General features: G+C 73.2%; 1 protein-coding gene. It reads left to right on the top strand.

Annotated features, from left to right (window positions below):
- Positions 1-104: 104 nt before the first annotated feature.
- A partial coding sequence (locus AC1DWF_RS38850) for an SDR family NAD(P)-dependent oxidoreductase (RefSeq protein WP_476843712.1) occupies positions 105-512 on the top strand: 408 nt, incomplete at its 3' end.

Here is a 512-nt window from a genome sequence, read left to right as displayed (position 1 = left end):
GACGCGGCGGCCTGGGTCGTCAACCGGGGGTACCACATCATTGTGACGCTTGGCTCGGGAAGCCGGCGCTCGTATTGGAATCCCCGGACGGAGGGATTTTCGTGATGCGCAAGGTGGCGACGGTGTTTGGCGGCTCGGGCTTCATCGGCCGGCACGTGGTGCAGCGCCTGGCGCGCGAGGACTACGTGGTCCGCGTCGCCACGCACGACCCCATGGGCGCGCAGGGCATGCACACGATGGGCCGGGTGGGCCAGATCGCCGGCCTGGCCGCCGACGTGACGGACGAGGCCGGCGTGGCCCGTGCCGTCGAGGGCGCGTCCCTGGTGGTGAACGCGGTCGGAATCCTCCACGGCGACTTTCCCGCGATTCAGGCGCAGGGGCCCGGGCGCATCGGCCGGCTGGCCGCGGCGGCCGGGGTGGAGCGGGTGGTGCACGTCTCCGCGCTCGGCGCCGATCCCGCCAGCCCCAGCGCCTATGCCCGCACCAAGGCGGAGGGCGAGGCGGAGCTGCTG

Source organism: Aminobacter sp. P4_D5, from assembly GCF_056401815.1.
Note: the sequence above shows the minus strand (reverse complement) of the source record. Positions and strands in the feature narration are given on the sequence as shown.